General features: G+C 45.8%; 19 protein-coding genes and 5 pseudogenes. 18 read left to right on the forward strand and 6 right to left on the reverse strand.

Going from position 1 to position 16492, the window contains the following annotated elements:
- Positions 1-348 precede the first annotated feature (348 nt).
- Positions 349-939, reverse strand: coding sequence for a GNAT family N-acetyltransferase (locus tag Q9J79_RS05960; protein ID WP_301673910.1), 591 nt, complete (start codon positions 937-939; stop codon positions 349-351).
- A gap of 60 nt (positions 940-999) precedes the next feature.
- The gene (locus Q9J79_RS05965; RefSeq protein ID WP_301673909.1) at positions 1000-1581 is read right to left on the reverse strand and encodes a 5-formyltetrahydrofolate cyclo-ligase; all 582 of its coding nucleotides are present in this window, start codon (positions 1579-1581) and stop codon (positions 1000-1002) included.
- Positions 1582-1658: 77 nt separating this feature from the next.
- Between Q9J79_RS05965 and Q9J79_RS05970 the strand changes: the two genes are divergently transcribed.
- The 15 genes and pseudogenes from Q9J79_RS05970 (at position 1659) to Q9J79_RS06045 (ending at position 11158) form a co-directional block, all read left to right on the forward strand.
- The gene (locus Q9J79_RS05970; protein ID WP_301673908.1) at positions 1659-1901 is read left to right on the forward strand and encodes a hypothetical protein; all 243 of its coding nucleotides are present in this window, start codon (positions 1659-1661) and stop codon (positions 1899-1901) included.
- 177 nt (positions 1902-2078) lie between these two features.
- The gene (gene rpsB / locus Q9J79_RS05975; protein ID WP_002224704.1) at positions 2079-2807 is read left to right on the forward strand and encodes a 30S ribosomal protein S2; all 729 of its coding nucleotides are present in this window, start codon (positions 2079-2081) and stop codon (positions 2805-2807) included.
- Positions 2808-2935: 128 nt separating this feature from the next.
- On the forward strand, positions 2936-3790 hold the full coding sequence (tsf, locus tag Q9J79_RS05980) for a translation elongation factor Ts (protein WP_301912205.1): 855 nt from the start codon (positions 2936-2938) through the stop codon (positions 3788-3790).
- 375 nt (positions 3791-4165) lie between these two features.
- A complete protein-coding gene (pyrH, locus tag Q9J79_RS05990; protein WP_013448298.1) occupies positions 4166-4885 on the forward strand; it encodes a UMP kinase in 720 nt (239 codons plus the stop codon).
- A gap of 232 nt (positions 4886-5117) precedes the next feature.
- A pseudogene (locus Q9J79_RS05995) lies at positions 5118-5297 on the forward strand (IS5/IS1182 family transposase); the annotation flags it as partial.
- A 131-nt stretch (positions 5298-5428) separates the two neighbouring features.
- Positions 5429-6391 (forward strand): adhesin MafA, encoded by a 963-nt coding sequence (gene mafA / locus Q9J79_RS06000; protein WP_301912206.1) that lies wholly within the window; start codon positions 5429-5431, stop codon positions 6389-6391.
- A 39-nt stretch (positions 6392-6430) separates the two neighbouring features.
- Positions 6431-7552: pseudogene (gene mafB / locus Q9J79_RS06005) on the forward strand (polymorphic toxin MafB class 3); the annotation flags it as partial.
- Positions 7553-7813: an adhesin gene (locus tag Q9J79_RS06010; RefSeq protein WP_373321236.1), complete on the forward strand. Its 261-nt coding sequence runs from the start codon at positions 7553-7555 to the stop codon at positions 7811-7813. It abuts the pseudogene before it with no gap.
- A complete protein-coding gene (locus Q9J79_RS06015; RefSeq protein ID WP_304717635.1) occupies positions 7810-8127 on the forward strand; it encodes a hypothetical protein in 318 nt (105 codons plus the stop codon). Before Q9J79_RS06010 ends, Q9J79_RS06015 begins: the two co-directional genes overlap by 4 nt.
- A 69-nt stretch (positions 8128-8196) precedes the next feature.
- Positions 8197-8952: pseudogene (locus Q9J79_RS06020) on the forward strand (MafB family polymorphic toxin); the annotation flags it as partial.
- Positions 8953-8955: 3 nt separating this feature from the next.
- Entirely contained in the window at positions 8956-9366 is a 411-nt protein-coding gene (locus Q9J79_RS06025) for a hypothetical protein (RefSeq protein WP_002224186.1), read from the forward strand.
- A gap of 339 nt (positions 9367-9705) precedes the next feature.
- Positions 9706-10051 (forward strand): annotated as a pseudogene (locus Q9J79_RS06030) (MafB family polymorphic toxin); the annotation flags it as partial.
- A complete protein-coding gene (locus Q9J79_RS06035) occupies positions 10025-10387 on the forward strand; it encodes a MafB protein (RefSeq protein ID WP_304717639.1) in 363 nt (120 codons plus the stop codon). The pseudogene Q9J79_RS06030 and the gene Q9J79_RS06035, both read left to right, overlap by 27 nt.
- The gene (locus Q9J79_RS06040; protein WP_304717636.1) at positions 10384-10740 is read left to right on the forward strand and encodes a DNA mimic protein DMP12; all 357 of its coding nucleotides are present in this window, start codon (positions 10384-10386) and stop codon (positions 10738-10740) included. The genes Q9J79_RS06035 and Q9J79_RS06040 overlap by 4 nt, the downstream gene beginning before the upstream one ends.
- 73 nt (positions 10741-10813) lie before the next feature.
- Positions 10814-11158, forward strand: coding sequence for a hypothetical protein (locus Q9J79_RS06045; RefSeq protein WP_304717637.1), 345 nt, complete (start codon positions 10814-10816; stop codon positions 11156-11158).
- Positions 11159-11204: 46 nt separating this feature from the next.
- On the opposite strand, the pseudogene Q9J79_RS06050 reads toward Q9J79_RS06045, so the two are convergent.
- Positions 11205-11372 (reverse strand): annotated as a pseudogene (locus Q9J79_RS06050) (IS1595 family transposase); the annotation flags it as partial.
- Between the two features lie 52 nt (positions 11373-11424).
- Here Q9J79_RS06050 and Q9J79_RS06055 point away from each other — a divergent pair.
- Together Q9J79_RS06055 and Q9J79_RS06060 are read left to right on the forward strand one after the other, a co-directional pair.
- Positions 11425-11784, forward strand: a complete 360-nt coding sequence (locus Q9J79_RS06055) for an immunity 8 family protein (protein WP_301673903.1) — start codon at positions 11425-11427, stop codon at positions 11782-11784.
- A gap of 123 nt (positions 11785-11907) precedes the next feature.
- Complete coding sequence (locus Q9J79_RS06060) at positions 11908-12123, forward strand: hypothetical protein (RefSeq protein ID WP_118792977.1); 216 nt, start codon at positions 11908-11910, stop codon at positions 12121-12123.
- Positions 12124-12312: 189 nt separating this feature from the next.
- Here the strand turns inward: Q9J79_RS06060 and Q9J79_RS06065 are convergent, their stop codons facing one another.
- The 3 genes from Q9J79_RS06065 to Q9J79_RS06075 all read right to left on the reverse strand — a co-directional run bounded on the left by Q9J79_RS06065 (position 12313) and on the right by Q9J79_RS06075 (position 15948).
- Positions 12313-12852, reverse strand: a complete 540-nt coding sequence (locus Q9J79_RS06065) for an SMI1/KNR4 family protein (protein ID WP_304717638.1) — start codon at positions 12850-12852, stop codon at positions 12313-12315.
- A 525-nt stretch (positions 12853-13377) separates the two neighbouring features.
- The gene (gene uvrD / locus Q9J79_RS06070; RefSeq protein ID WP_301912210.1) at positions 13378-15585 is read right to left on the reverse strand and encodes a DNA helicase II; all 2208 of its coding nucleotides are present in this window, start codon (positions 15583-15585) and stop codon (positions 13378-13380) included.
- 117 nt (positions 15586-15702) lie between these two features.
- Positions 15703-15948, reverse strand: coding sequence for a helix-turn-helix domain-containing protein (locus tag Q9J79_RS06075; protein WP_003753308.1), 246 nt, complete (start codon positions 15946-15948; stop codon positions 15703-15705).
- A 146-nt stretch (positions 15949-16094) separates the two neighbouring features.
- Between Q9J79_RS06075 and Q9J79_RS06080 the strand changes: the two genes are divergently transcribed.
- Positions 16095-16328, forward strand: coding sequence for a YgdI/YgdR family lipoprotein (locus Q9J79_RS06080; RefSeq protein WP_003753310.1), 234 nt, complete (start codon positions 16095-16097; stop codon positions 16326-16328).
- The last annotated feature ends 164 nt before the right edge of the window (positions 16329-16492 follow it).

Raw genomic sequence — 16492 nt, forward strand, 5'->3', positions numbered from 1 at the left:
ATGGTTATTTGCCGTACTACAAACGCCTGAATCGCAAAAGCAGGGGAAACCGGCAATGGTGTGTGTCCGAGTACGCCGTTTCGGGGTTGGAATGCGTTGCAGGTATGGCTTCCGACACCGCTTCAGGGGCTTGTAATATGTTATCGTGAATGTAGTGGATTTTACTGGGAAATGCAAAGATTTTCTGTCGCCCGCCAAGCCGTGGAACTGCGAAATGAAAAATAAAAATAGTTATTTATCTATATATATCAGATTTTTAATAGATAAAAAATCAAAATTGTTTATATATTAATTTTTAAAAGATTGTCAGCATATTGCGTTAAGTTTTTTAAATTTGAAAATACTGCCTCACACCTGCACGCCATACCCTGCCAACCTGCCGGTCAGGATTTCCCTGTTTTTGCACCAATCTTTCCTCAGCATACTGTACACAACCGTATCGCGCACACTGCCGTCTTTACGGAGCATATGCATACGCAGCACGCCGTCTTTTTCCGCGCCCAGCCGTTCGATGGCACGTTGCGAGGCAAGGTTCAGAATATCCGTGCGCCATCCCACACAACAGCAAGCCAAAACATCAAATGCGTAATCCAACAGCATGATTTTGCAACAGGTGTTTATCCGTGTCCGCTGTGCCGATGCCGCATACCATGTGAATCCGATATCCAAACGCGGAATCTGCGGTTCAAAATGATAATACGCCGTTGTCCCGACCACCCTGTCCGCCTCTTCATCGACAACCGCAAACGCCAAACGCGTTGCCAATGCTGTTCCAATATAGTCTGCCACCCTATCCGGATGAGGTGCGGACGTTACCCCCAGCTTCCAAACCTCCCCATCGCAAACCGCCTCGCGCAAACCCGTTTCATGATGCACATCCAACGGTTCGAGACGAACACCGCCCAACGACAAGACCGGCAGTATTATCTTTTCCGACATCCTTTTCTCCCGATATTCCGCCTTCAGACGACATTTCCGCCCGAAATGCCGTCTGAACGGCTAAAAGCACAATATCCCCATCTCCGACACAAAACCGTCCAGCGGCAGGTCGTGCGGTTCGCGCGGCAGCCTGTCCACCAACTGGCAGGCAAAGCCCACGCCCACGGTTTTTGCCTGCAAACGGTATTTCATCGCCGAAAGCGTCGCGTCGTAATAACCGCCTGCCTGCCCCAAACGGTAGCCTTCTCGGTCTATGCCGACAATCGGGACGAATAATACGGATAAACCGTGTACACGCCTTTTCCGACCTGCAAACTGAGGGACATGCAGCTTCGCCCTACCGCGCTTGCGTTCCTGTTTTACTCCGTCGGCAGGATAAGGCGTAAACCACATCCGCCGCGAACGCGGTTCGATATAAGGCAGATAGAGTTTGGCACCGCGTTTTTGCGCCGCACAGACGAAACCGTCCAGCCGCAGTTCGTTGCCCATCGGCCAATACACGCCGATTTTCCGCCCTTTTTTAATATAACGCTTGAGCAGGCGGTTAACCGTTTGCCCCGCCGCCAACCGCCCTTGATGCCCCATCTGCGTGCGGGCGCGACGCAATTCTCGGCGCAGGGCGTGTTTTTCCTCATTCCTCATTTCAGACGGCCTTTTAAGTGTTGTTGTAGAATACGGCGATTATAAACACTCTGTTAACCTCGAAACAGGATTCCGCCATGTGGCATATCGTCCTTATCGGCTACCTCTTCGTCGCCGTCATGTATTCCGCCGCCCAGCCCAGCATCGTGCGCGCGTTGATTTATTTGGTTTTTTGGGCAGTGTTGCCCACTGTGTTTACGGTCTTTGTCGTGACCATCCGCCGCCGCAACCGCCTGATGAAACGGCAGGAGCAGGCGGAGTTTGAAGCGGCCCGCCAAAAGGCGGTACAGGCGGATGAAAAACAGGACGGGAAGGTATAAAATCCCTTTTCAGACGGCCTCTTATCCGCTATAATCCGTCAGTTTTCCATTTCGGAAACACGCTTTTATTTTTTAAAACTTATGCCCACTTTCGCCGAAGGGTGCTTGACAATAGGCGCCGCCTATCAAGTTCTATGCGATTGAATGTGTGCCCTTAACCCTTTCAAGGAAATCAAAATGTCTCAAATTACTATGCGTCAGATGATTGAAGCCGGTGTCCACTTCGGCCACCAAACCCGTTTCTGGAACCCGAAAATGGCACAATACATTTTCGGCGCGCGCAACAAAATCCACATCGTCAACCTGGAAAAAACCCTGCCGATGTTCCAAGACGCGCAAGAAGCCGTACGCCGTCTGGTTGCCAACAAAGGTACAGTATTGTTCGTAGGTACCAAACGCCAAGCCCGCGACATCATCCGCGAAGAAGCTACCCGCGCCGGTATGCCTTTCGTTGATCACCGCTGGTTGGGCGGTATGCTGACCAACTACAAAACCGTTAAGCAATCCATCAAACGCCTGGAAGAAAAAACCGCTGCCCTGGAAAACGCTGCCGAAAGTGGTTTCAGCAAAAAAGAAATTCTGGAAATGCAACGCGACGTTGAAAAACTGGAACGTTCTTTGGGCGGTATCAAAAACATGAAAGGTCTGCCCGACGCGATTTTCGTCATCGATACCGGCTACCAAAAAGGTACTCTGGTTGAAGCTGAAAAACTGGGCATCCCCGTTATCGCCGTAGTCGATACCAACAACAGCCCCGACGGCGTGAAATACGTCATCCCCGGTAACGATGACTCCGCCAAAGCCATCCGCCTGTACTGCCGAGGCATCGCCGATGCGGTTTTGGAAGGCAAAAACCAAGCTCTGCAAGAAACCGTAGCCGCTGCCCAAGAAGCTGCTGCCGAGTAATCCGGCAAACCGAAGAGGGGCGTTATGCCCCTTTTCTCAAATATGCCGTCTGAACGTCCGTTCGCGGCACACGATTCCCAAATACGGAAAATTCTTTCCGTGTTTCCCCAAAATCTAGGAGATTCAAAATGGCAGAAATTACTGCAAAAATGGTTGCCGACCTGCGCGCCGCTACCGGCCTGGGCATGATGGAATGCAAAAAAGCCTTGGTTGAAGCTGAAGGCAACTTCGACAAAGCCGAAGAAATCCTGCGTATTAAATCCGGTGCGAAAGCCGGTAAACTGGCCGGCCGTACTGCTGCCGAAGGCGTATTGGCTTACGCAATCAACGGCAATGTCGGCGCATTGGTTGAAGTAAACTGCGAAACCGACTTCGTTGCCAAAGACGCCGGCTTCGTAGAATTTGCCAACTTCGTTGCTAAAACTGCTGCCGAGAAAAAACCGGCTACCGTTGAAGAACTGAGCGAATTGGTTGAAACAGAACGTAAAGCCATCATCGCTAAATTGGGCGAGAACATGTCTGTTCGCCGCTTCCAAGTGATCGACACTGCCAACCAACTGGTTGCCTACATCCACGGTGCTTTGGCTACCGAAGGCGTATTGGTTGAGTACAAAGGCTCTGAAGACGTGGCACGCAAAATCGGTATGCACATCGTTGCCGCCAAACCGCAATGCGTAAGCGAAGCCGAAGTAGATGCCGAAACCGTTGAAAAAGAACGCCACATCTACACCGAACAAGCTATCGCTTCCGGCAAACCTGCCGACATCGCCGCGAAAATGGTTGAAGGCCGTATCCGCAAATTCTTGGCTGAAATCACTCTGAACGGCCAAGCATTCGTGATGAATCCCGATCAAACCGTTGCCCAATTCGCCAAAGAAAACGGCACGGAAGTGGTCAGCTTCGTCCGCTACAAAGTAGGCGACGGTATCGAGAAAAAAGCCGTCGATTACGCGGCAGAAGTAGCCGCCGCTGCTAAAGTGTAAGGCACCTATGAAAAAGAAAGCACCTGGATTCCAAACGAATCAGGGTGCTTTTTTTTGAGAGTTACACTGTTTAAAATATAGTGGATTAACAAAAATCAGGACAAGGCGACGAAGCCGCAGACGGTACAAATAGTACGGCAAGGCGAGACAACGCCGTACCGGTTTAAAGTTAATCCACTATACTGTCGAACAGAAAATATTTCATCATAACCAACCAATAATAATTTATCCAAACCCATACGCCCACGGAAAACGCGTTACCCTGTCAGCCAAACATCCCGAAAGGTCGTCTGAAAAATCAAACGCCCTTTCCCCAAATTGAAGCAGTGCTCTAAACACTCGGCACTAACCAACCCAAAGAAAGCAAGGTATCCCATGACACAGCAAATCAAATACAAACGCGTATTACTGAAACTCTCCGGCGAATCCCTGATGGGTTCCGATCCGTTCGGTATCAATCACGATACCATCGTTCAAACTGTCGGCGAAATTGCCGAAATCGTGAGAATGGGCGTGCAAGTCGGCATCGTTGTCGGCGGCGGCAATATTTTCCGGGGCGTATCCGCCCAAGCAGGCAGTATGGACCGCGCCACTGCCGACTACATGGGCATGATGGCAACCGTAATGAACGCGTTGGCACTCAAAGACGCATTTGAAACTTTGGGCATCAAAGCGCGCGTACAATCCGCACTGTCTATGCAGCAAATCGCTGAAACCTACGCCCGCCCCAAAGCCATTCAATATTTGGAAGAAGGCAAAGTCGTGATTTTCGCCGCCGGTACCGGTAACCCGTTCTTCACGACCGACACTGCCGCCGCATTGCGCGGTGCGGAAATGAACTGCGACGTGATGCTCAAAGCCACCAACGTCGACGGCGTATACACCGCAGACCCGAAAAAAGACCCATCCGCCACACGCTACGAAACCATTACCTTTGATGAAGCCTTGTTGAAAAACCTCAAAGTGATGGACGCGACCGCCTTTGCGCTCTGCCGCGAACGCAAACTCAATATCGTCGTCTTCGGCATCGCCAAACAAGGCTCGCTCAAACGCGTCATTACCGGCGAAGACGAGGGCACACTGGTTCACTGCTGATTGCCCATAAGGCCGGCAGATATAGTCGCATATGGGCTTCAGACGGCCATTTATTATATGGAGATTAACAAGCCTAAACCCATCCTGCCTTATACATCAATTTTTCATATGCCGACTATATTGCCTTCCATTTGAAAATGCCGTCTGAACGATGTTCAGACGGCATTTTGTTTTTCATTGGGCAAACCGCCTTGCAGCAGGCGGACAAAATCGGCATAAGGGCAACGCCGTACTCATCACCCGCACCGATTTCAACCTGTTTTGCCGTTTTGACGAACCAAGCATCCCCGATTACAGCACCTTATGCCGTTACCGCAACAGGTTGGCACAAGACGACACCCTGTCCGAACTGCCGGGACTGATTAACCGGCAACTGACCGGAAAAAGCCTAAAATCCGCCGCCGCCATTGCAACCGCAAATCCCGCTATGTGCGGGCAGCCTATTGAAAACCAAACCACAAAACCAGTAAAGAAATATTTTATTTAATTTATGATTTATTTACAATTTTGATACAATTTGTCTTTTATCAAAGGAGAAAATCTATGCGGGCACGGCTGCTGATACCTATTCTTTTTTCAGTTTTTATTTTATCCGCCTGCGGGACACTGACAGGTATTCCATCGCATGGCGGAGGTAAACGCTTTGCGGTCGAACAAGAACTTGTGGCCGCTTCTGCCAGAGCTGCTGTTAAAAACATGGATTTACAGGCATTACACGGACGAAAAGTTGCATTGTACATTGCAACTATGGGCGACCAAGGTTCAGGCAGTTTGACGGGAGGGCGTTACTCCATTGATGCACTGATTCGTGGCGAATACATAAACAGCCCTGCCGTCCGTACCGATTACACCTATCCACGTTACGAAACCACCGCTGAAACAACATCAGGCGGTTTGACGGGTTTAACCACTTCTTTATCTACACTTAATGCCCCTGCACTCTCGCGCACCCAATCAGACGGTAGCGGAAGTAAAAGCAGTCTGGGCTTAAATATTGGCGGGATGGGGGATTATCGAAATGAAACCTTGACGACTAACCCGCGCGACACTGCCTTTCTTTCCCACTTGGTACAGACCGTATTTTTCCTGCGCGGCATAGACGTTGTTTCTCCTGCCAATGCCGATACAGATGTGTTTATTAACATCGACGTATTCGGAACTATACGCAACAGAACCGAAATGCACCTATACAATGCCGAAACACTGAAAGCCCAAACAAAACTGGAATATTTCGCAGTAGACAGAACCAATAAAAAATTGCTCATCAAACCAAAAACCAATGCGTTTGAAGCTGCCTATAAAGAAAATTACGCATTGTGGATGGGACCGTATAAAGTAAGCAAAGGAATCAAACCGACAGAAGGATTAATGGTCGATTTCTCCGATATCCAACCATACGGCAATCATACGGGTAACTCTGCCCCATCCGTAGAGACTGATAACAGTCATGAGGGGTATGGATACAGCGATGAAGCAGTGCGACAACATAGACAAGGGCAACCTTAATTCACACTGCCATAACCGCTTGCTACCAAGGAAAACAAAATGAAATTGCCTATTCAAAAATTCATGATGCTGTTTGCAGCAGCAATATCGTTGCTGCAAATCCCCATTAGTCATGCGAACGGTTTGGATGCCCGTTTGCGCGATGATATGCAGGCAAAACACTACGAACCGGGTGGTAAATACCATCTGTTTGGTAATGGTCGCGGCAGTGTTAAAAATCGGGTTTACGCCGTCCAAACATTTGATGCAACTGCGGTCGGCCCCATACTGCCTATTACACACGAACGGACAGGATTTGAAGGTGTCATCGGTTATGAAACCCATTTTTCAGGACATGGACATGAAGTACACAGTCCGTTTGATCATCATGATTCAAAAAGCACTTCTGATTTCAGCGGCGGTGTAGACGGCGGTTTTACCGTTTACCAACTTCATCGGACAGGGTCGGAAATCCATCCGGAGGATGGATATGACGGGCCGCAAGGCAGCGATTATCCGCCCCCCGGAGGAGCAAGGGATATATACAGCTATTATGTCAAAGGAACTTCAACAAAAACAAAGACTAATATTGTCCCTCAAGCCCCATTTTCAGACCGTTGGCTAAAAGAAAATGCCGGTGCCGCCTCTGGTTTTTTCAGCCGTGCGGATGAAGCAGGAAAACTGATATGGGAAAACGACCCCAATAAAAATTGGTGGGCTAACCGTATGGATGATATTCGCGGCATCGTCCAAGGTGCGGTTAATCCTTTTTTAATGGGTTTTCAAGGAGTATGGATTGGGGCAATTACAGACAGTGCGGTAAGCCCGGTCACAGATACAGCCGCTCAGCAGACTCTACAAGGTATTAATGATTTAGGAAATTTAAGTCCAGAAGCACAACTTGCTGCCGCGAGCCTATTATAGGACAGTGCTTTTGCGGTAAAAGACGGCATCAATTCCGCCAGACAATGGGCTGATGCCCATCCCAATATAACTGCAACAGCCCAAACTGCCCTTTCCGTAGCAGAGGCCGCAGGTACGGTTTGGAGAGGTAAAAAAGTAGAACTTAACCCGACCAAATGGGATTGGGTTAAAAATACCGGTTATAAAAAACCTGCTGCCCGCCCTATGCAGACGTTGGACGGTAAGATGGCAGGAGGAAACAAGCCAGTTGTTAAATCTATCAGCCCAACTACGCGAGATGAATTACGTCAAGCATTGCAAGAACAAGGTTTTAGACGTACTGGTTCAGATGCGGCTCAATATGAAACATGGAAAGGTCCTGATGGCGTGAAAATAGATATTCGTCCAAATGGAGAGGTTATAAGAACCCAAAGAGTGCCGCGAACCGATGGTGTACAGGGAAAATATCCGCAACGACAAGATTATGAAGGCAATCCATTGCCAAATAATCATCATCATTCTGGATACTTTGTCAAATGAAAAAAAATATTTTTCACAATGTAAGCCTTTATGAAATAATCTTTTCCGATAATGGAAATACCCTTACATTATCTTTTACAGATACAATTGAAGGTAATTATTTCGGATATATCAAATGCAGTAATATTTTGAATTTTAAATTAGATACAAATAATTTCGTAGATTATGAGGATAAGGAAGATAGCTTGTTTCCCTTGTTTATACCCGAAATAGAGCTATATAAATACCTATTTTATAGTGAAATTATTATTGATGTAGGGATTATTATAAAAATATCTGCTGAAACAATTAATTTTGAGCCACTGGGAAAATAGTAACTGCTTTCCCAGCAGCCGTAGCAACTGTATTTTTACCCGACGGGGTAAAAATACAGTTGCTACATCTCTGCGCAGCAGACTCTACAAGGTATTAATAATTCAGGAAAATTAAGCCCGGAAGCACAACTTGCTGCCGCGAGCCTATTACAAGACAGTGCTTTTGCAGTAAAAGACGGCATCAATTCCGCCAGACAATGGGCTGATGCCCATCCGAACATTACAGCAACAGCCTAAACTGCCCTTGCCGTAGCAGAGGCCGCAGGTACGGTTTGGAGAGGTAAAAAAGTAGAACTTAACCCGACCAAATGGGATTGGGTTAAAAATACCGGCTATAAAAAACCTGCTGCCCGCCCTATGCAGACTTTAGATGGGGAGATGGCAGGTGGGAATAAGCCAGCGAAGCAAGCTACTCCTAATGACAAAGCTGGCGTTTCTACACAACAATCTTTGCAAAATAGTCTCGTTCCACAAAAAAATTATACGCATACTACCTATAATGGTGGATCAGCTATTACAGATGGCAAATATATTACTGACCCTCTCAGTATGGTACGACACAAACCTGATGCATCTAGTCTAGACAAGATAGATAGCAAAAGTTTATTTAAATCAGATGTTGATGCGGAAAAAGCTACATTAGATGCTGCTAGATATGCAGATGAACATAATTTATGGGATAGTCAAAATAAGGCAAAAGTTCCAACGAACGACGTAGTTGGCTATACAGACGGAAAACCGACACATATAATTAACATTTATCGTAGAAAGCCGAATAAAGATGGGATTAGACCTGTGCATGGAACACCAGGTAAGGAACGTTGATTTATGAAAATTTATAATTTAGATAATATTATAACTTCATCAGCATTGAGTCTGTATAAATCCACTTGGGTTAAGTTAGATTTAATATCTTGTGCTAAATTTATCATAGAAGGAACGGATTTTACTTTTGATTGGGATGAAGGAATTGAAAATTGGATAGTTTTTTTTCATAAAAACAAAGTTATTGGTTATTTGTGTGCAAAATTACCTTTTGCTATATTAGACAACGAACAATTAAAAAATCAGCTATATCACAAATATCCTCATGTATTAACCTTACAAATTAAAAATATTGAAACTGAAAAAATATCTTTAAATGTAAACATTTGTAGATTAACGTTATGCCCATCATTTCATGATGAACATGATACGCTTGTTTGTTCAGTGCAAGATTTTTATGTAAATACTGTTTAACTAGCAAGCGCAGGCTGGATTAAAATCTAATTCATTGATAAAAAACATAAAATAAGCATCCTGAAATTTTTCAGGCTGCTTTTTTGTTGGGTTTGGTAACCCAATCTACTCGCTGAAAATTAGCAGAGGACGTAAATGGCTATTTATGACTTAAACGAAATCGTAACCCGTGCTGCATTAGGTATATATAAAGGAAAATGGCGAAACATGGATTTTGAGCAAGTTCTACAAAACATTGTTCAGCAACCGTAGGTCGGATTCTCGGATCCGACATTTTTCAACAGCGGCATTTCGGAAACGATAGACGCGTCAAATATTTTTGTCGGATACAAATATCCGACCTACATCTCTGCGCAGCAAACTTTACAAGATATTAATGAATTAGGAAATTTAAGTCCGGAAGCACAACTTGCTGCCGCGAGCCTATTACAAGACAGTGCTTTTGCGGTAAAAGACGGCATCAATTCCGCCAGACAATGGGCTGATGTCCATCCGAATATAACTGCAACAGCCCAAACTGCCCTTGCCGTAGCAGAGGCCGCAGGTACGGTTTGGAGAGGTAAAAAAAGTAGAACTTAACCCGACTAAATGGGATTGGGTTAAAAATACCGGCTATGAAAAACCTACTGCCCGCCATATGCAGACTGTAGATGGGGAGATGGCAGGTGGGAATAAACCTATTAAATCTTTACCAAACAGCACCGCTGAAAAAAGAAAACAAAGTTTTGAGAAGTTTAGTAGTAACTGGAGTTCAGCAAGTTTTGATTCAGTGCACAAAACACTAACTCCCAATGCACCTGGTATTTTAAGTCCTGATAAAGTTAAAACTCGATACACTAGTTTAGATGGAAAAATTACAATTATAAAAGATAACGAAAACAACTATTTTAGAATCTATGATAATTCACGAAAACAGTATCTTGATTCAAATGGTAATGTTGTGAAAACCGGTAATTTACAAGGTAAGCAAGCAAAAGATTATTTACAACAACAAACTCATATCAAAAACTTAGACAAATGAATGAACACAACCTGTTAATTTTCTGTTTAAAAGACAATGTTTCAATTAGTGAATATACTGAAATGATTGATTGGGCTTATAAAAACATTCAATCTGAAACAGTTGTAGAAATTACAGAAAATCAAATTATTGAATATCAAAATCGTGGATTATGGAGGCTTGTTTCTGAAATTACCGATAATTGGTTATTTGGACCAAGTGAGGGGGATTGGCTAATAGATAAGGAAAGTATTTTGGCTGTAAAAGAAAAATTACAAAATTCAGATTTTTCTACAGAGTCCTTAGTGAAAAATATTATTCATGTACTTGAATATGCTATAAAAAATGGAAAAACAGTAATTTTTCATTTTTGAAACTAATCTAATTTTTAGTAATTTGGTCTACCCAGTTTCCTAATGGTAGTATTTATGATCCTAAGGTAACGAAATGATTATTCAAAATGAATTTAATTTATATCCTAGTAATATGTTTCCTGAAGGGTTTTGTTATCCTGAAAAGTATGTTCGTATCTCTAACGATACATCTTTAATACCTTATATTCAGCGACATAATTTTCACTGGTGGTTTGAGAATTATGGAACAGAAGGGACAGAAGTAGCTTATATATTTAGAAATTCTATCCTGCCTGATTTAAATCTTATCCCATTCGCTAGTAATGGAGAATGGGAAGCTTATTTTGATGGTAATGATGTAACAGGAAATCCTAGGGTTATTGTCATTAATTTAGATAATATAGAAAACCATGAATTTTTTAATAGTTTTGAAGAGTGACTTGAATTAGCAATTAAGGATACTTGGTAAGCAGCTATCTATAAAAGATATGGGGCTGTCCTAGATAAATAAGCAATCGTAAACGATGAGAATAATAGGCTGCGGTATTTTTATTAACGCCTACTAACTCTGCTGCTGTTCTTGCAGTTACACCTGCGACAAATAGCCCAATGAGTTTATTTTGTTTATACTGGCTTAGACGACTTTTTCTCATAGGGATAATTCTAACTTAATTTGAATTTCCCTAGTTATCTAGGACAGCCCTAATGATTAAATTGGATTTAAAAAGCATAAATTTATATGATATTGATTTTGAAAAATTTACCCCCGAAATTCCAGATAATTTTCATAGATGGATAGATTTGGATATCGGAATCGAAGGAGAACAAGGCTCATCTATTTTTTCACTTTGCATTTGTTCTCCTAAATGGATTTCCCATCATTGTAATAAAGAAGGTTTTTTTTGGTCTAATGCATTAATATTAGAACAGTTTGATCATAAGATGATTAAAAGTGAAATTGATAAAATATTAGAATATTGCTCAAAAGAAACTTGGGATTTGACACTTTCAAACTTATTACGATTTTTTTCTTGGGAATTCGAAGATTACAATCCAAACACATAAGAGCAATTTGGGATGATAAGTCTGGAGCAATTGTAATTAGAGACCCAAATTCAAAAGATGGTGGGACTGCATTTAGACCAACCTTAGGTAAAACTTACTTTGACAAGCAAAAATAAAATTATTATGAATATAATCAATTACACAGGTGATGACATTATTATTTCTTTAACAAGAGAAGAGCTTCAATTATTGCGTTCCCTTGTTATTGAAATTTATGCAGGTGTTTGCATAGATGCAGAAGAATTTGAGATTGTGTCAGGAATTCGCAATCCTCAATTAGTGCAAGAGCTAGAACAACATTTAATTGAAGCATATAATTTAATGGATACAAAAGGATAACCGAATTATATTTGAGATAGCTCCAAATTTGATAAGTTCTGTTAATAATGTCAATGCTGTCGGGGACAGTTTTTCTTTGCAAAGGTCTTGGATGGCACGTTCCGCCGAATCGTTTTCCTTACAGATTCAACCGGTTATCTGTTATTTCGCCCGTTTTCCCTTGATGATTCCGGTTTTTCAACCGCCGTTTTATATTTCTTCGTCAATAAACTCATCTTCATGCCGCAAGCTGCGGATAAAGGTTTCAAAATCGGGGGCGAGTTCGACGATTTCAAAATCCGATTCTTGTTCGACAAACACCACTTTCGGCTCGCCGTCTTTTCCACACTCTCGGTAGTCCAAGGCAAACAGGGCATGACCGCCTGACGGGTCGTTGGCAAAATACACGCCGATGGGCGGATACTCCCATTCTTCCAGCCAAAGTTTTTGCCCTGTTTCGCCGCACAGACTCCCTTCTTTTTCAGAACCGATTCCCGATACCTCGCAAATTTGCACATGATCTTCCGCCCACGAATTTCTCTGAGTGGTCGGAAAGCAGTTTTTAACAAATATCCCGCCGTTTTGTACTGCCATCAATTCAATAAAACTTTGCGGCAATTTACAGCCTAGCTCACTTTCTACAGCAGCCAAAATTTCAGGGGTAAACGGGGCTTCTTTGTAGTTTTCATCTGCCCAACTGTCGGATTCCCACACAGAGGACAAGTCAAAATCTTTAAAAACTTGGGACATAATGTTCTTCCTTATTGATTTCAGTGATAACAGAGAGTGGGTATTCATACCCGGCTTTTACCATCCGTCATTCCCACGCAGGTGGGAATCTAGGACGTGGAATCTAAAGAAACCTTTTATCCGATAAGTTTCCGTGCCGAAAGGTCTGGATTCCCGCCTGCGCGGGAATGACGGCGGCGGTTGCGGCAAAATTGCCCTTCCCGTTTTCAGACGGCCTTTTGCCTTGTCCTTGCTACGTTTTTTGCCGTAAGTCGGATTCTTGTATCCGACATTTCCAACAGCGGTGTTTCGGAAACAATAGGCGCGTCAAATGTTTTTGTCGGATACGAATATCCGACCCACATCTCTATTTGCTCTGTGTGTGTACATTGTAGCGTGGGCTTCATCCACGATAATGACGGCTAAAAATGCCGTCTGAAATTTTGGGCTTGATTCATAGGAAAAGCCCACGCTACGGGTTTCTATTCTCTCCTGCTAAGGTTTTTGCCGTAGGTCGGATACGAATATCCGGCCTGCATTTCAAATTTACATCGCTTCCAATTTCGCAAACTTGGTATCCAGCTCTTTCACGCCCTGTTTGCCGAAGTTGATGGTCAGTCGAGCGGATTCGCCTTTGTCCACGGCATCGATGATGACGCCGGTGCCGAATTTGGCGTGGCGGACGTTTTGTCCGATGCGGAAGCCTGCGTAGGTTTGGGGCTGTTTGTAATCGTCGATGATTTTGTCTTTGGGTGCGGCGGTTTGGCGCGGGCTGCCGTAGCTGTCGTAGGCGTTTTTTTTGACGGACAGGTAGTGCAATACTTCGGGGGGGATTTCTTCGACGAAGCGGGAGAGGATGCCGAATTGGGTTTGTCCGTGCAGCATACGTTGTTGCGCCATGGTGATGTAGAGGCGTTTGCGGGCGCGGGTGATGGCGACGTACATGAGGCGGCGTTCTTCTTCGAGGCCGCCGCGTTCGGCAAGGCTCATTTCGCTGGGGAAGCGGCCTTCTTCCATGCCGGTGAGGAAGACGGCGTTAAATTCCAAGCCTTTGGCGGCGTGGACGGTCATCAGTTGGATGGCTTTTTCGCCTGCGCCTGCCTGGTTTTCGCCGGATTCGAGGGCGGCGTTGCTGAGGAAGGCGAGGATGGGGAAGGCGGGGTCGTCTGAAATGTTTTCGGGTAGGATTTCAAAATTGCTGTCTTCGGGTTTGAACTCGATGGCGGCGTTGACGAGTTCGTCGAGGTTGTCAAGGCGGTCTTGGTTGTCGCCTTTTTGGGTTTTGTAGTGTTCGGTCAGACCGCTGTCTTTGAGGATGCCGGCGATGATTTCGGGCAGGGGCATTTGTCCGACTTGGTTGCGCAGGGCTTCAATCAGGCGGACGAAGGCGGCGATTTTGGCGGCTTTTGCGCCGGCGTTGCAGGCTGCCTGCCAAAGTGAAACGCCTTGCTCTTGTGATGCCGTCTGAAGGTTTTCGACGGTGCGTGCGCCGATGCCGCGCGGCGGGAAGTTGATGACGCGTAAGAGAGCGTTGTCGTCGTCGGGATTGACGGCAAGGCGCAGGTAAGCGAGTGCGTGTTTGATTTCTTGGCGTTCGTAAAAGCGCAAGCCGCCGTAGATTTTGTAGGGGATGCCGCTGCGGAACAGGCTTTGTTCGATGACGCGGGATTGGGCGTTGCTGCGGTAGAGGACGGCGATTTCGTCCAAATCCCAGCCTTCGCGTTCGAGAGCTTTGGTTTCGTCAACGATGAACCGGGCTTCTTCGAGGTCGGTAAAGGCGGAGTAGTAGCGGATTTTGTCGCCTGCTTCGGCGTCGGTGCGCAGGTTTTTGCCAAGGCGTTCGTCGTTGTTTTCGATGACGGCGTTGGCGGCGGCGAGGATATTGCCGACGGAGCGGTAGTTTTGTTCGAGTTTGACGGGCGCGTCGATGTGGAATTCTTCCATCAGCGCGGTCATGTTGCCGACGTTTGCGCCGCGGAAGCGGTAGATGCTTTGGTCGTCGTCGCCGACGGCAAAGACTGCCGCGTTGCCGCCCGCCATGAGTTTGAGCCAGGCGTATTGCAGCTTGTTGGTATCTTGAAACTCGTCAACGAGAATGTGGTTGAAGCGGTTTTGGTAATGCTGGCGCAGGATTTCGTTGCTTTGCAGCATTTCGTAGCTGCGGAGCATGAGTTCGGCAAAATCGACCACGCCTTCGCGTTGGCAGATTTTGTCGTATTCGGCGTAGCACTCAATCATGCGGCGCGTGTGCGGGTCGGGCGCGCTCAAGACGGAAGCGCGCAAGCCGGATTCTTTTTGCGCGTTGATAAAGCCTTGCAGCGAACGCGGCGCGATGATTTCTTCGGCGATGTTGAGGCTTTTGAGCAGACGTTTGATCAGGGAAAGTTGGTCGCCGCTGTCGAGGATTTGAAAGGATGACGGCAAACCGGCATCGCGGTGGTGCAGCCGTAGAAAACGGTGGCAGAGACCGTGGAACGTGCCGAGCCACATGACGCGGACGTTGATGGGAATCATCGCGCCCAAACGGGTTTGCATTTCTTTGGCGGCTTTGTTGGTAAACGTTACCGCCATAATGCTGTGTACGCTTGCCTGACCGGTTTGCAACAGCCATGCGATGCGCGTGGTCAGTACGCGCGTTTTGCCGCTGCCCGCGCCTGCCAAAACGAGGGCGGATTGCGGCGGCCAGGTTACGGCGGAGAGTTGTTCGGGGTTTAAGCCTTGCAGGAGGTTGGGGGCGGATTGGTCGGGAAACATAAGGATGCCGTCTGAAAAGTGGAATGCGCTATTTTAATAGAAACGGAAGGATACCGTTTGAAAACAAAACAGAAACTGTACGATGGCGGTCGGCGGCATAGGGCGGGTGCGCCGACATTATCTGAGTTGCAGCAGGTCTTTTCTAACCAGTTCTTCCAAAGGCATACCCAGCGCATCGGCAATCTGACCCATCACATCAATGGAAACCGAACGGCTGCCGCGTTCTATTTCACTGATATAGGTTTTGCTTACGCGCGCACTGAAAGCCAACTCTTCTTGAGAAAGCTCTTTCAAACGCCTGACCTGCCTCATATTTTGGGCGAAGATAAGGCGGTAGGGGTTTGGGGTGGTCGGTTTTTCCATGCAGGGAGTATGGAAAAATCCCAATATTCAAACAATAAACTATAGCTTGTTAAAATAAAACTATAGTTGAATAAATTTGTAAAATAGAATAATATTTCAAATGCAGCACATCAAAATTTTTTAAATTTTATTCAGAAGGGTAAAAAATGAGAGTAAACCGTATTGCTTTGATGTCGGTATCGGCAGCCCTCTTGGCTGCCTGCGCCACACCGTATGTATATTGGCATAAGGACGGGGTCTCCAAGCAAGAGGCACTCGACCAATTGGGCTACTGCCGCAAAGATGTCGATGCAAACCGTTTGGAAAAACAGAAAGCCGCCAAGCTGGTTTTCTACTGCATGAAAGCCAACGGTTACAGCCTGATGAGGGGATACCGTTAAGCAGGCTCAAGACCGCCTGACGACGGTTGGCACGCGGCCGGGCGCGGGGAAGCCTTATATATTGCACCCAGCCAAAGGGGCGCATTACTTTTCTTATATATTGCGTCCCTAAGAAGGGACGATTAACAAAAATTAACGCCCTTTACTTTATTCGAGTAACAGGG

The sequence above is a fragment of the Neisseria viridiae genome, from assembly GCF_962747995.1.
Lineage (GTDB): Bacteria > Pseudomonadota > Gammaproteobacteria > Burkholderiales > Neisseriaceae > Neisseria > Neisseria viridiae.

What these genes read in the sequence shown, in the direction of transcription:
- Q9J79_RS05960 (WP_301673910.1), bottom strand. Translation starts at nt 939, where the DNA reads ATGTCGGAAAAGATAATACTGCCGGTCTTGTCGTTGGGCGGTGTTCGT.
- Q9J79_RS05965 (WP_301673909.1), bottom strand. Translation starts at nt 1,581, where the DNA reads ATGAGGAATGAGGAAAAACACGCCCTGCGCCGAGAATTGCGTCGCGCC.
- Q9J79_RS05970 (WP_301673908.1), top strand. Translation starts at nt 1,659, where the DNA reads ATGTGGCATATCGTCCTTATCGGCTACCTCTTCGTCGCCGTCATGTAT.
- rpsB (WP_002224704.1), top strand. Translation starts at nt 2,079, where the DNA reads ATGTCTCAAATTACTATGCGTCAGATGATTGAAGCCGGTGTCCACTTC.
- tsf (WP_301912205.1), top strand. Translation starts at nt 2,936, where the DNA reads ATGGCAGAAATTACTGCAAAAATGGTTGCCGACCTGCGCGCCGCTACC.
- pyrH (WP_013448298.1), top strand. Translation starts at nt 4,166, where the DNA reads ATGACACAGCAAATCAAATACAAACGCGTATTACTGAAACTCTCCGGC.
- mafA (WP_301912206.1), top strand. Translation starts at nt 5,429, where the DNA reads ATGCGGGCACGGCTGCTGATACCTATTCTTTTTTCAGTTTTTATTTTA.
- Q9J79_RS06015 (WP_304717635.1), top strand. Translation starts at nt 7,810, where the DNA reads ATGAAAAAAAATATTTTTCACAATGTAAGCCTTTATGAAATAATCTTT.
- Q9J79_RS06025 (WP_002224186.1), top strand. Translation starts at nt 8,956, where the DNA reads ATGAAAATTTATAATTTAGATAATATTATAACTTCATCAGCATTGAGT.
- Q9J79_RS06035 (WP_304717639.1), top strand. Translation starts at nt 10,025, where the DNA reads ATGGCAGGTGGGAATAAACCTATTAAATCTTTACCAAACAGCACCGCT.
- Q9J79_RS06040 (WP_304717636.1), top strand. Translation starts at nt 10,384, where the DNA reads ATGAATGAACACAACCTGTTAATTTTCTGTTTAAAAGACAATGTTTCA.
- Q9J79_RS06045 (WP_304717637.1), top strand. Translation starts at nt 10,814, where the DNA reads ATGATTATTCAAAATGAATTTAATTTATATCCTAGTAATATGTTTCCT.
- Q9J79_RS06055 (WP_301673903.1), top strand. Translation starts at nt 11,425, where the DNA reads ATGATTAAATTGGATTTAAAAAGCATAAATTTATATGATATTGATTTT.
- Q9J79_RS06060 (WP_118792977.1), top strand. Translation starts at nt 11,908, where the DNA reads ATGAATATAATCAATTACACAGGTGATGACATTATTATTTCTTTAACA.
- Q9J79_RS06065 (WP_304717638.1), bottom strand. Translation starts at nt 12,852, where the DNA reads ATGTCCCAAGTTTTTAAAGATTTTGACTTGTCCTCTGTGTGGGAATCC.
- uvrD (WP_301912210.1), bottom strand. Translation starts at nt 15,585, where the DNA reads ATGTTTCCCGACCAATCCGCCCCCAACCTCCTGCAAGGCTTAAACCCC.
- Q9J79_RS06075 (WP_003753308.1), bottom strand. Translation starts at nt 15,948, where the DNA reads ATGGAAAAACCGACCACCCCAAACCCCTACCGCCTTATCTTCGCCCAA.
- Q9J79_RS06080 (WP_003753310.1), top strand. Translation starts at nt 16,095, where the DNA reads ATGAGAGTAAACCGTATTGCTTTGATGTCGGTATCGGCAGCCCTCTTG.